Genomic DNA, 12,948 nt, shown 5'->3' on the forward strand with positions numbered 1-12,948 from the left:
TGTATTGATAAGTTATTTTTTCCTAACAACTTCTTTAAGCTTTTCTATTATATTTGCTATCGCTTCAATTGAATTCTTTGTTTCATATTCCCCAACATTTACAGAATGATTTGCGTTTTTAACAACATCAATCGTTAAAGTTGTTTTATATAACTGATCAATTTGATCTGCATTGTATTGGTGATCTTTATCCCCAATAACTAAAAGCCCTTCGTGTCGACTATGTAAGATAGAATCAAAAATTGTATCAAACGTCAGTAAAGGTGTAAGTAGCATCATTTTTGACTGCGCGAATTCTTCTCTCTTCATTAAATCATTTGCAATCGGAATTGTTCCGAGTGATTTCCCTAAAAACAAAGTCTCGTTGTATTGCTCATCTTTTAATACTTCTTTCATTATAGGATGAATATCATCCATCATTACTTTCGTTACTTCTTCCATCGATTTATTCATTAATTGTCCATCAAAGGAATAATGAATATGTATAACATCTATTTTATGTTCAAGCATTAACATCGTTGCATAATAAAATAACGGTTTATCGTAATTGTATCCTGAACCTGAGAACATAAAGCAAATCCTACTAGAACCTTTTTCGATATGTGTGTAACGAATTACTTTATCATCTATATGTATTTCTTTTTTAGTCCCCTTCACCCTTTTCCCCTCCGAATACATTTAATTTTGTAAAACGATATGTTCTGTATGAACTGCTATATCCTTTACTTTCTCTTTTATAAATGCAGGCTGTAAGCTATATGCATCTAACTCTTCTACCGGCACCCACTTAAACAAATACGTTCTACCCTCTTCTTCCAAAATATATTGATCCGCTCCATTCGCAGGTAATTCATGTAGCTCTACTTCATAATAAAAACTAATCTCATGAAACTTTCGCTCAGAAAGTGTAAAGAAATTTTCTACTGTCCATATTAATCTCTTCTCTTTCATAGGAACAGCTAGTTCTTCTGCAAGTTCTCGTTTTAACGCAGCTTCACTATTTTCTAGCATTTTCACTCTTCCGCCTGGTACATACCAATAATCTTCCCCTTTGTTTTGAAGAATAAGTATTTTATTATTCTGTTTACAAATTGCTCCAACGCGGTAATTAAAACATGTTTCCTCAACTTTAAACGTAAGATCCATCCGTAACGCCCCCTTATATAAATATCGAATTATTACAAAACAATTATGTAATTACTGTACAAATAAGGTTACTAAATTTATTCACTTCATTCAATCGTTTTTGAATTTTCCGAACTCTTATTTTTCATCATTACAAGTGTATATACATATGTTACAATCACATTGCACACTAGAAAACATTATGGGGGTACGGATGGAAACGTTATTAATCCAGCAAACTGAGAAATCAAATAAGTTTTGGAAAATCGTTGTGAAAGAAAAAGACTATGTTGTGTTTTACGGAAAAATCGGCACAGCTGGCAGCGTGAAAGCGAAAGAGTTTGAAACAGAAGAAGAATGTATGAAAGAAGCTAATAAACTAGTTGCTTCCAAACGTAAAAAAGGATATATAGACCCTATTCAAGGGGAAGATTACATAAAAGAAAAGACGATAACCGAAGAAGAATTTTGGGAACTACTTCATCGTGCAAAAACGAAAGGTGAGGACCAAGAAGAACAAATAGAATGGCTTACTTCCCACCTTGCTAAACGTACAGTACATGAAATTGTAGCTTTTGATACGCATATGCATCGCCTTTTGAAAGACTCCTATACCTCCCGTTTATGGGCAGCAGCCTATATTATTATGGGTGGCTGTTCAGATGATACTTTCGATTACTTCCGCGGATGGTTATTATATCAAGGAAAAGAGACATACGAAGCTTGTATTGAAAATCCAGAACGATTAATTCCTGCATTAGAAAACTTGAGTGAGTATGACGTCCCAGAGATTGAAGAACTTACTCTATATTTCGGGCAAGAAGTTTACATGGAGAAGACTGGGGATGAAGATGATACATACTTTACACTATACCACGTCTTAACAAATGAAGAGTTTGAGGAAGTTGATATCGAGTTAGATTGGGATGAAGACGATGAGGAAGGTTTAAAAAAGATGTTTCCTAAGCTATGGGAGATGTACGGGGAAGAACCGATTGAGTGGTAGATTCATATTAGGACTCTGTTTAACCAATAAACAGAGTCCTTTTTTCACAAGATTCTTATTTAAACTCTCTTTATTCCATACCACTTATCCAATAACATCTTTTCTCTTTCCCTTGAAATCCCTGCTTTTAATTCCCAATTCTCCATACTCTTCATCCACTTATACACATCTGTAACTGTATGTTCTAAACTTCTAAAAGTAAGTCCTTCTTTAACAGCACTTGCAATACTAATAGAAAACCCACCTTTCCACGGCTTCGTTTCCCCTTCTAATGGAAAAGTTTCTGGAATCCATAAAGGCATTTCTGTCCAAGGCTGCACATTATGTTCACTCATAAACGATTCGTCTACCCAAATGAATTCAGCATCGCTATTCGTAACCTTTTTACACGTATTTAGTAGCTCTTCCATCGTCAATTCATCATTCGGACCTGTTATATTAAATGTTCCTGCTTTATTATGTTCTGCCATGTCGAGTCCAAATCTCGCGACATCTTTTATGTCAACTAATTGCACTGGACGATTTTTTCTTCCTGGTACTAACACTTTTCCGCCCTTTGCTACACGCTGAACCCAGTATGGAAGTCGATCTGTATAATCAAACATTCCTGAAAGAAGTCCTGCTCTTACGTGTAAAACACGCCCCGGCCAATACTTCTCTGCTTCTTTTTCGCATAATACTTTCAGTGCACCATAATGCTCATAAGGAGATATTTCACCATTTTCTACAGTCTTTATTTGCTCAGCCGTCGGTTCAGGTTGTAATATATAGTCTTCTTTTATGTCATGCGGAATCCAATCTTTATATACGGAAAGGCTTGAGATGAATATATAGTGTTCAATATTATCTTTAAGTACTTCTCCAACATTTCTAATGTGATGTGGAGAAAACCCACATGTATCCACGACAACATCCCATTTTCGATTTTCTAAACTGGATACATCACCATTTCTGTCCCCGATAAGCTGCTCCACTTCAGGAGAATTTTCTTTATTTGTTCCGCGGTTAAATAATGTAACTTCATGCCCTCTCTGTAAAGCCTCTTCTACGAAAGCTCTTCCTAAAAATCGTGTACCACCTAGAATTAATATCTTCATAGTTCTCCCCCATTCATGATTGAAAATCCTTTCTTTTGTTAAACGATTTTTTGTTGTGGAAAGTTACGGGGAAAGCTTAATTTTTTCTACAAGTTCAATATATGTAATTTCGACACTTTTTCTATGTTAAAAACAATAATATAGAAATATTCATTCTGTCGATTTCCATTTCATATATAATTAAAATATCGGATATTCGATTAACCACTTATACATACTTAGGCAGGTGAAAAATATTAATAAACACATAGTTTATCATTCAACATTATGTATTTATTTTCTCACATCACTTGTATATATCATCTTGCTGAACATAGAAAATGGTCGTAATTATTTGGGGTTTACCATGGTTGTTCCACTTTTAGCTGTTATTTTATTTCAAAAATTATTTAAGAAACAAAACTTAGTTCACACATTTGGATTTTCACGTCCCAAAATAAAAACACTAATTTTCTCCATATTATTGCCACTACTTCTAGGACTATGTCTCCATTTCTATTTTTATAATGATGATATAAAGTTCTTATATCATCATTGGAATGAATTAGGATTTCTCTTGCTCGTTGGTCTTACAGTCGGATTTTTATCTGCATTATTAGAAGAGATTATATGGCGTGGGAATTTTCATTACTATTTACGAAAAAAATATTCATTCAAACAAACAGCTATTATTATAGCTTTTCTCTGGTCTTTATGGCATATTCCAGTAGCAATCTTTTATAAAAACTATGAGTTTTGGTTTGTAGGAATATTAAGTTATCTTGCTTTATTATTTATATTATCTATCATTTTGACGTACACAAGGGAATATGGTGGTTCCGTAATATCACCAGCAATTTTACATGGTATGTTTAATGTATTTTATTTAACAGATGTAGTACAAAACAAGTGGGATGCCAGCCTAATAGAATTAATTAAATTTACCTTACTAGCAATTGTGCTGGGCACGATGTATCTTATACTGCACAAAGTTAAAAAATAGTTAAACAGCTAAGAAAAAAGATGTTTCTTCTTTTAGTTGAAAGCAGCCTTAATAGATTAAAAAGTACTTCAACACCTTGCAATTATTTAATAATCGTATAGGTGTTGAAGTTTTATAATCTTAGTTACATAACTTTGTTAACACCACACTTTTTTCTATCATGAAGTACAAAACAAGTTTAACTAAACCTTTCATTCTTATTTTCATAAAAATACCCATATTAATCTTTTAAATAAGGAAGTATGTATCCTTTAACTAACTCCCATCTATCCCGTGCATTCGGCATAACTTCAGAAGTAATTACTACAACCAATTCCTTCTCTGGAATACAACAAATCATATTCCCACCATCACCCATTGCACAATACGAATAGACACCCTCTTCTTCTCGTAACCACCATAAATAACCATATTGATTTTGGTTCATTTCTGTCGATTCTTTTATCCATGATTTTGATAGTATTTGTTTTCCATTATGAATACCTTCATTCAAATAAATCTGTGCAAACTTCGCCATATCTCTAACCGTTAACGTTAGTCCCCAGCCGCCCGTCGAAATACCATTTGGATCGTGAACCCATCCTTTCACATCTTTTCCGAATAAGTCATCAAATCCAAATGCTTTCATATTATAGTTTGGAATTTCTCTCATGCCCAGTGGCTGAAATAAGTATTCATTCGCAAATTCACGCGCATTTTTTCCTGTTGCGTTCGTTATAATCGCTGATAGTATATGAGCTCCTGCAGATGAATATTTAAAAGATCCAATTTCTCCGCCGCTTCCTATCCTATTTAACGTATATTGTATCCAATCTTGTTGTGTACATAGTTCTTCTAACGGTTCCTGCCAGTCTACGAATGGATGTGGAGCTGTCATCGTTAGAAGATGGCTTACTGTTACTTCAGATGAATTAACGTTATATTCCGGGAAAAATTCTATTACTCTTTGATCAACGCTTTTTATATAGCCCTTATCTATACATATCCCAATTAGCGCAGAGATTATCGTTTTTGTGACTGACGCTATGTGAAATGCATCATCTGGACCGTAACCGTTATAATATTTTTCAAAAATAACATTACCTTTCTGCACTACTAACATACCATTCATATTTTCATATTCTTCTTTTATAATCTGATCTAACTTTTCAGCAGTTTTCATTATTCCTTCCCCTTTAACCAATAATTAAAAAGGTTCGATAGGTACATATATATCAACTAAATGTTTATGCTTTGGATGCTGCTTTGGATCATTTCTATATACTTCAAAAGGATACGAGTCTCTCGGTTTATATCCGCTATTTGGCAGCCATTCACCGTATAAGAAATCCCATGCTCCTTTATATTCATCTTGGAATATTTCAAAATGTCCTACTGCATATTTTCCAGAAGGTATTACCATTATTCCAACGTCGTTCGTTTCTACTGTGGATTCATCTGAAATTGTTACACATAGACTTGTTCTTAAATGATAGTCCTCAGTAAATTCATGATGATCGTGGTAAATGGTTAATACTTTCGTATCCTCAAATACATGATAGTTTTCCTCTGCTGCGTAATGAAATAATTTCTCTATCATGTTTGGAAAAGCTAGCGTTAACTCTTCATATGTACCGATATGTCTTATGTATGCGACGTTTATATCGTCCGCTGTTACAATTTCAACATTTCCTCGAACCTTCTTACATTCATTGTATTGAGGAATTCCCCTTACGTCTTTGCAATTCTTGCTATTGTGATTTCGATATTGAGACGGACTTACTCCGTAATAATTTTTAAATGTACGGGAGAAAACTGCTGAATCTGTGAAACCAAAATGGTAAGCGATATCCGTAATCGTCATATCCAATCGATATGTAAGAAGGTTTGTTGCCCTTTCTAACTTCAATCGATTTACATATCGTGATAACGGCTCGTCTACTATTCCTTTAAAAATTCGATGAAAATGAAACTTTGAAAATCCTGCTATATCCGCTAGCTCTTCAATGGATAGTAAACTGTCTATGTTTGATTCTATATAATCTTGAACTGTATGTATGCGTCTTACATACTCATTTCTACTTTGTTTATTCTCCATACTTTTATCTCCTCATCACAAAAAGACTAACAACACGTTAGCCTCTCTTTACACATTTTTCAAAAATAACACTCTACTCCCGCCGTTCCCATCATAATTTGTATGTACCGATACACCCTCTATCTCATCATCCCCAGCCTCAATTTGAAAGCCAATCTCCCTATGAAACTGTATTGATTTTTTATTTACTGATGACGTGATTGCTTTTACAACTTTACGGTTATTTGCACGAGCGATATCAAAGAAATAAGAATACAATGTCGATGCAATTCCTCTTCTTCTATACTTCGGATTCACACCGATAAAATGAACGTATGCTTCATCTTTATATGTTTGTGAAAAAAAACCGCATAAGAAACCTAACGTTTCTCCCTCTTCTTCAATAATAAAACTCGTTTCTTGAAAGTGAATGAAGAACAATTTTGGCAACATGGCAGCCATGTCTCTCCCACCCCACCAATCATTTAAAACAGAATGAATCTTTACATAATCTTCCCCTTGGATGTTTCTTACTCGCATATGTTTCTCCCTCTCACTCACTTCATTTTTTCATAAATTTTAATGACTGTTTCTACTAATAGGATGAATACCCATATCCCGCAAAATACGAGAACTGACTGAAATATAGAACCTAGCATAACAATACTTATTAAACCTAATTCTGATCCTGAAATGGACATTTCATCAAACCCCAGGTTATGTATAAATGGACCAGTTGAAAAAGCCATTAAAATAGATCCTATTAAATAAATCACACTCATTATTTTTAATATTTTTATAGAAAGATACGAAGTTTGTTTTTCTTCCACTTGTGATAATTCGATTTCTCCACTCGCAATTCCTTTTTGCAAACAGTCCTCACATAGAAATTCTTCCTTAATTTTTTTACCACCGTGCAATGTACCTGTAATTTCTTTACAGCGCGAACACTTTCGATTTATCATTTTGTTATCACTCCAATCTCGTAAGATTATACTTATACAATTCTATTTTTACCTTATTATTCCTTTTGTGTATTTTATAGAGAGGTGACGTGTTTTATGATATCTAAACTTATTTTTGGTTATAAAAAGCCTACTGAGCAATATGTATTACGGCCTAGTTGTTATGCAATTATTTTTAACTCAACTTCTTCAAACATTGCTATTATCCAAAAAGGAGACCGTTATTTTTTACCTGGTGGCGGTATGGAAGGTACCGAAACAAAAGATGAATGCTTACATCGTGAACTACTAGAGGAATTAGGATGGGTAATTGAAATTAATCAATATATCGGTAATGCAATGCGATATTTTTATGCGGAAAAAGAAGATACTTATTATTTAAACGATGGGTTCTTTTATATTGCGAACATGGTGCAGACACAAACTGAAAACTGTGAGGAAGATCATGTTTTGCGGTGGATGTCTCCTTTACTTGCTGTAGAGCTTCTCATTCATGATCATCAAAAATGGGCTGTTGAACAAGCGCTTTTATTACAAAAACCAAAAGGATCTCCTTCTATATGAAAGAGATCCTTTTTATTGTTAACTTACTTTTTTCAAATTGAGAGCTGGCTTTTGAATTCCACCCTTTTTTACAACATATAAACCGATAAAGATTATAAGTCCGCCAACGAGTTGCATTATGTTGATTTGCTCTCCGATAGTTACTGCCGCGAAGATAACTGCGAACAATGGTACAAGATACATATAAACCATTACTTTCGTTGAGCCTATTTTACTAATACCGACATACCACATTGCAAGTCCGAAGATTGTCGCGAAGACGATTGAATATGCTAGAGACCCCCAGCTTGGCATGTCTACTGGCCACGTTAATGTATTTACGTTGAATAAACAATATACAACGAGAGGTACAATTCCAATTAAAGTTGACCAAGATGTGACTCTCATTGCGGAATATTTTGTTATAAGAGGTTGCGCTAATATTGGGTACCATCCCCACGCAATCGCTGCGACTAATCCAATTATGTTTCCGAGCCACGCATATTCGTAAGTAGCTCCTCCTGTATGCCCTGTTAATAAAACGAATGCTGCACCAACAAAGGCCACTATTGAACCAATTTGTACTTTCATCGAAAAACGTTCTTGTTTGTGCAATACTGCTAATATCCCTGTAAAAATAGGTGACATTGCAATTAATAATGAGGCGTTTGTTGCTGAAGTATATTTCACAGATAGCATAAACATCGTTTGATACATTGTTGTACCAACGATACCGACTGCTACTAATCGTAACCAATCTTTTCTTTCAATACGTAATGAGCGTTCCATCATAAAAGTGATAAGTAATAATACCGGTGATGCTACTAAAAATCGTAAACTATTAAATTGAATGGATGACATAAATGCCACTCCATACTTTCCTATTGTATAATTTGCTCCCCATACTAATGCAACTGATACTAGGAGCCATTCCATTTGCCATCGTTTCATCCGAATCTCCCCTTCCCTATTTAGCATAGTAAAATTGGCTGGATATAACACCGTCCAATTGGCTGTTTTTTTACCCAGCCAATTTGCTATACTTGATGTATATAAGAGATACGGAGGCGTTTTTTATGGAATGGAAACTAGATAGTGACAGTAAAATCCCTATTTATCAGCAAGTTGTTGACTTTATTGAAAAACGTATTACATATGGAGAACTTCCTCCAGGAAGCTTCCTCCCTTCAGAACGGAAATTAGCTACGCAGTTAAATGTAAACAGAAGTACAGTAACGACTGCTTATAATGAACTACGTGCTATGGGAATTGTAGAGAGTACGACTGGTAAAGGAACACGAGTGAGTACACATATGTGGGGTGTTTCTCCAACATTAACGCCGAACTGGAGAAATTTCGTAGAAGGTGGTACTTTTTTACCAAACTTACCACTACTTCGCCATATTCGGGCAGAAGTACAACAAAATGAAAATATTATTGATTTTGCAAACGGAGAGCTCGGTTGTAATCTTTATCCCCACGATCAACTACAAGCGATTTTACGTGAACAACCGTTAACGCATTCATTAAGTTACGATCATCCGCAAGGCTATCTCCCGCTAAGACAAGCGGTCGTAAAATATATGAAGGAATATTTAAAAGTTGAGGCGACTGAACAATCCATTATGATTACATCTGGCGCACAGCAAGCACTTCACCTTATCGTGCAATGTTTATTAAATCCAGGTGATGCTGTTGCTTTCGAAAGTCCTTCACACTGTTATTCCCTGCCTCTATTCCAATCAGCAGGTATTCGTATTTTCCCATTACCTGTTGATGAACATGGGATTAACCCAGATGATGTACAGGAGTTATATAGAAAACACCGTATTAAAATGATTTTTTTAAATCCAAATTTCCAAAACCCTACGGGGACGATGCTTCATCCAAACCGTAGAAAAAAACTATTATCACTTTGTGCAGACTTACGAATTGCGATTGTGGAAGATGATCCGTCTAGTTTACTTACGCTAGAAAAGAAACAACCTTGCCCTACTTTGAAATCAATTGATGAAAATGGAACTGTCATTTATGTACATTCTTTATCAAAAATGATTGCACCAGGCTTACGAGTTGGTTGGCTCGTTGCCCCGCAGTCTGTAGTAGAAAGGTTATCCGACGCAAGGCACCAAATGGAATTAGGTATGAGCATTTTCCCACAGTGGCTTATGCAACAATTTTTTGAAACTGTACCATTTCAGTCGCATATCGTACCGTTACGAAAACAACTAGCAGAAAAAAGAGACGTTATCGTTCGTGCCCTAAACGAGCAACTTCATGATAAAATCTCTTTTTCAAACCCTACTGGTGGTATATACATTTGGGGGAAATTAAAAGAACCTATAAACGAAAAACAACTCATTATGCAAAGTTTAAAACAAGAAATTGCTTTTATGCCAGGTAGTATTTTCGGTGCGAAAGATGGTTATATACGTTTATCTTATGGAAAAGTGGATATTGATCAAATTGCGGAAGGTATTTCTCGTTTACGCCAGGCTATTTTGGTATGTGAAAATAACTTTAAATAAAGCTTTCTCGTTTGACAAAACCTAAATCTACCATTATTATCAACTCGAACCTATTTATAGGAGTGATAAAATGAAGATTTACGTTGATGCAGATGCTTGTCCTGTAAAAGATGTGATTATTTTTGAGGCTACGAATGTGGAAATTCCTGTTACCCTCGTTACTAGTTTTTCACATTATTCTAATGCAGAGCAGCCAAAAGGTGTCGAAACAATTTATGTTGATTCTGGAGCAGATGCTGCAGATTACCGAATTATGCAGTTAGCAAAAAAAGAAGATTTAATCGTAACACAAGATTACGGTCTTGCTTCGCTCGCTTTAGCAAAAGGCTGTATCGTTCTACACCATAAAGGCTATAAGTATACGAATGATAACATTGAACAATTGTTACAAACACGATATTTAAGTGCAATGGTTCGAAAAAGTGGTAAACGTACAAAGGGACCGAAACCATTTACAGCAGAAGATAAAGAGAAATTTAGAGCACTCTTTAAAAGTATGATCTCACTTTAAAAATGAATCGTCTATTTGCTAGGAAAACTTCGCAAAACAAAGAAGAGAATATCGTAATGTACATTCTCTTCTTGAGGTTTACCCGTTTAAAATGAAGGTAAATTATCTAAGTTATTTTCTTTTATTCCATCCGGTTCACTACGTATAATATCTCTGCCATACTTATGAAATACGTCCACATGAGCTAACTTCCCTGATTTTGCTTCATTAAGAGCAGTCATATAATCTAACTCTCTCCCGCTACTTGTTTTAAACGCTATTAAATCTCCATCATCATTTTTACGAACAGCAACAATTTGTTCTGCTCCTGAAGTAACTTCCTGAGCTATTTCAAATTGAGCTTGCTCTTCCCCTTGATGTAAATAATCATTATATACTTTTTCAAAGTCTTTTTTGTCCATTAAACTCACCTCCAACACATTTTATTAGTATGGTTGGGAGATGTTGATTTTATGTAATTTGCTCTAAACTTTAGTATTTTCAAATGAAAACATTGTCCCCTCACTATTTGATTGTAAAGTGTATTTTATATCGAACATCTTTGATATATCTTCAATATTTTTCAAACCAAGTCCCGTTCCTTTACTATTTATATCAAACCCAATCCCATTATCTCTAAAAGAAACAACATCTTCATCTATAATGATTTTGAGTTTTTTAGCTTCTGAATGTTTAAGGACATTTTGAAAAATATTATCAAATAGCCTTTGAATCCATAACTCATTACTATTCCATATCAACTCTTTATCTTGTGGATTATATACTAATTCAATTTTATGAATGCTATACAAATAGCTCCATTTTTTAATCATATTTTCTATTAAATTGTGTATATTCACTTCATCATGCACAATATAAGTATTCTCTAAGATTTCTGTAGATTGAATATTAAATTCGTTAGTTAAATCACTTATATATTGTATCTGATCATAAAGTGATTCAATTACTGGTACTTGTTCCTTGTACTCACCTTCTAAATAATATAATTGTAATCTGACCGCTGTTAAGGGTGTATTAATATCATGCCGTAATTTATTTAATAGTTCCTTTTTTATTTGTTCCTGTTGCTGTAGTTCCAATTCTCGATAAGTTGTTCTTTCTATAAGTAAGTTTACTGATTTAATCAGTTCTCCCATTTCATCATCGCTTTTAACATCTATTATATTAGGGATTTTTTTATCACTAGCTAAATCTCGAATTGTTTGATTTAATATATTAATTTTGTTTAATACAGTGTTAATCGACTTTGAAAATACAAAAGCTAATACTAATAGTGTTAATAAAAATATGATTAACATAGTAGGATATGCATAGGATTCGTGAAAAGGGATGTTCTTATTTTTAGTTTTAAAGACAACATTATAAATAACTGATACAAAGATACTAATCGACAACAATAACAGTGGTACGCTAATAATAGCGGAGAATAGTAGTAACTGATATTTTTTCTTTAAGTTCATTTCTTTATGTAGGTATTTAGTCTATACCCTTCTCCATATATGTTCTGTATAATATCACCTGTTTTATCATCAATTTTGGTCCTAATTTTCTTTATATGTACGTTCATGATATTTTGATTTCTATCTTCGAGTTGCCATAGGTAATCATAGAAATGTTCTTTCGATAAAATTCTATCTCTATTTTCATATAAATAGAAGAATATTTTACGTTCAATTGCTGTAAAAGCAACTTCATTACGCAAACCATAAATTAGAACTCTTTTGTATTCTGCATCTATAAATAAATGTTTAATTTGCGTAAAAGTACCATATCGATTAGCTAACATTTTCTGAATCCTTAATAGCAACTCTCTAGGATCAAAAGGTTTTATCATGTATTCTTCTCCAATAATCAAACCTTTTAATTTACTATCCATATCATTCCGAGCTGATAGAAATATAATTGGAATATTTAATCCTAAATTTTTTATTTTCTTTGTAATTTGATAACCATCTTCGCCTGGTAACATAACATCCATTATGACTAAATCTATCTCATGAATTACATCAAGAACTTGCTTTCCTTCTTTCTCCCAATACACATTATACTTCTCGTGCTGCAAAATTTTTTGTAATAAATCTCCTATCATCAAATCATCTTCAACAATTAATATGTTATATACTTTCATTATGTAG

16 protein-coding genes are annotated in these 12,948 nt (G+C 33.8%); 5 read left to right on the forward strand and 11 right to left on the reverse strand.

The features are described from left to right. Positions 1 to 12 precede the first annotated feature (12 nt). Positions 13 to 678, reverse strand: a complete 666-nt coding sequence (locus IBT51_RS07350) for an alpha/beta hydrolase (protein WP_140155528.1) — start codon at positions 676 to 678, stop codon at positions 13 to 15. After that, positions 679 to 1,146, reverse strand: coding sequence for an NUDIX hydrolase (locus IBT51_RS07355; protein WP_029442679.1), 468 nt, complete (start codon positions 1,144 to 1,146; stop codon positions 679 to 681). A 193-nt stretch (positions 1,147 to 1,339) separates the two neighbouring features. On the opposite strand from IBT51_RS07355, the gene IBT51_RS07360 reads away from it, so the two are divergent. Beyond that, positions 1,340 to 2,131, forward strand: a complete 792-nt coding sequence (locus tag IBT51_RS07360; protein WP_088022756.1) for a DUF4240 domain-containing protein — start codon at positions 1,340 to 1,342, stop codon at positions 2,129 to 2,131. 59 nt (positions 2,132 to 2,190) lie between these two features. On the opposite strand, the gene IBT51_RS07365 is transcribed toward IBT51_RS07360, so the two are convergent. Then, positions 2,191 to 3,228 (reverse strand): SDR family oxidoreductase, encoded by a 1,038-nt coding sequence (locus IBT51_RS07365; RefSeq protein WP_000697729.1) that lies wholly within the window; start codon positions 3,226 to 3,228, stop codon positions 2,191 to 2,193. A gap of 226 nt (positions 3,229 to 3,454) precedes the next feature. Here IBT51_RS07365 and IBT51_RS07370 point away from each other — a divergent pair, with 226 nt between their 5' ends. Next, positions 3,455 to 4,210: a CPBP family intramembrane glutamic endopeptidase gene (locus IBT51_RS07370; RefSeq protein WP_084746152.1), complete on the forward strand. Its 756-nt coding sequence runs from the start codon at positions 3,455 to 3,457 to the stop codon at positions 4,208 to 4,210. A gap of 220 nt (positions 4,211 to 4,430) precedes the next feature. Here IBT51_RS07370 and IBT51_RS07375 read toward each other — a convergent pair whose 3' ends face one another. The 4 genes from IBT51_RS07375 to IBT51_RS07390 are packed head-to-tail and all read right to left on the reverse strand — an operon-like array spanning position 4,431 to position 7,231. Then, complete coding sequence (locus tag IBT51_RS07375) at positions 4,431 to 5,372, reverse strand: serine hydrolase domain-containing protein (protein ID WP_098976366.1); 942 nt, start codon at positions 5,370 to 5,372, stop codon at positions 4,431 to 4,433. A 24-nt stretch (positions 5,373 to 5,396) separates the two neighbouring features. Then, entirely contained in the window at positions 5,397 to 6,287 is an 891-nt protein-coding gene (locus tag IBT51_RS07380; protein WP_000428682.1) for an AraC family transcriptional regulator, read from the reverse strand. Between the two features lie 48 nt (positions 6,288 to 6,335). Then, positions 6,336 to 6,806: a GNAT family N-acetyltransferase gene (locus tag IBT51_RS07385; RefSeq protein WP_001266042.1), complete on the reverse strand. Its 471-nt coding sequence runs from the start codon at positions 6,804 to 6,806 to the stop codon at positions 6,336 to 6,338. A gap of 17 nt (positions 6,807 to 6,823) precedes the next feature. Beyond that, positions 6,824 to 7,231, reverse strand: a complete 408-nt coding sequence (locus IBT51_RS07390; protein WP_000610492.1) for a DUF3980 domain-containing protein — start codon at positions 7,229 to 7,231, stop codon at positions 6,824 to 6,826. A 96-nt stretch (positions 7,232 to 7,327) separates the two neighbouring features. On the opposite strand from IBT51_RS07390, the gene IBT51_RS07395 reads away from it, so the two are divergent. Next, a complete protein-coding gene (locus tag IBT51_RS07395; RefSeq protein ID WP_000623967.1) occupies positions 7,328 to 7,795 on the forward strand; it encodes an NUDIX hydrolase in 468 nt (155 codons plus the stop codon). Between the two features lie 18 nt (positions 7,796 to 7,813). On the opposite strand, the gene IBT51_RS07400 is transcribed toward IBT51_RS07395, so the two are convergent. Further along, on the reverse strand, positions 7,814 to 8,725 hold the full coding sequence (locus IBT51_RS07400; protein ID WP_000832960.1) for a DMT family transporter: 912 nt from the start codon (positions 8,723 to 8,725) through the stop codon (positions 7,814 to 7,816). A 125-nt stretch (positions 8,726 to 8,850) separates the two neighbouring features. On the opposite strand from IBT51_RS07400, the gene pdxR reads away from it, so the two are divergent. Both pdxR and IBT51_RS07410 read left to right on the forward strand, forming a co-directional pair. After that, positions 8,851 to 10,302: a MocR-like pyridoxine biosynthesis transcription factor PdxR gene (gene pdxR, locus IBT51_RS07405; RefSeq protein WP_000454918.1), complete on the forward strand. Its 1,452-nt coding sequence runs from the start codon at positions 8,851 to 8,853 to the stop codon at positions 10,300 to 10,302. 70 nt (positions 10,303 to 10,372) lie between these two features. Next, complete coding sequence (locus tag IBT51_RS07410; protein ID WP_000708772.1) at positions 10,373 to 10,813, forward strand: YaiI/YqxD family protein; 441 nt, start codon at positions 10,373 to 10,375, stop codon at positions 10,811 to 10,813. A gap of 86 nt (positions 10,814 to 10,899) precedes the next feature. Here IBT51_RS07410 and IBT51_RS07415 read toward each other — a convergent pair whose 3' ends face one another. The 3 genes from IBT51_RS07415 to IBT51_RS07425 form a co-directional block, all read right to left on the reverse strand. After that, positions 10,900 to 11,214, reverse strand: coding sequence for a DUF3892 domain-containing protein (locus IBT51_RS07415; RefSeq protein WP_000358159.1), 315 nt, complete (start codon positions 11,212 to 11,214; stop codon positions 10,900 to 10,902). Positions 11,215 to 11,277: 63 nt separating this feature from the next. Beyond that, positions 11,278 to 12,273: a sensor histidine kinase gene (locus IBT51_RS07420; protein ID WP_001049590.1), complete on the reverse strand. Its 996-nt coding sequence runs from the start codon at positions 12,271 to 12,273 to the stop codon at positions 11,278 to 11,280. Further along, a complete protein-coding gene (locus IBT51_RS07425) occupies positions 12,270 to 12,941 on the reverse strand; it encodes a response regulator transcription factor (RefSeq protein ID WP_200458217.1) in 672 nt (223 codons plus the stop codon). The genes IBT51_RS07420 and IBT51_RS07425 overlap by 4 nt, the downstream gene beginning before the upstream one ends. Between the last annotated feature and the right edge of the window lie 7 nt (positions 12,942 to 12,948).

Source organism: Bacillus sp. S71 (assembly GCF_016625265.1).
In the GTDB taxonomy this organism is placed as follows: Bacteria; Bacillota; Bacilli; order Bacillales; family Bacillaceae_G; genus Bacillus_A; species Bacillus_A cereus.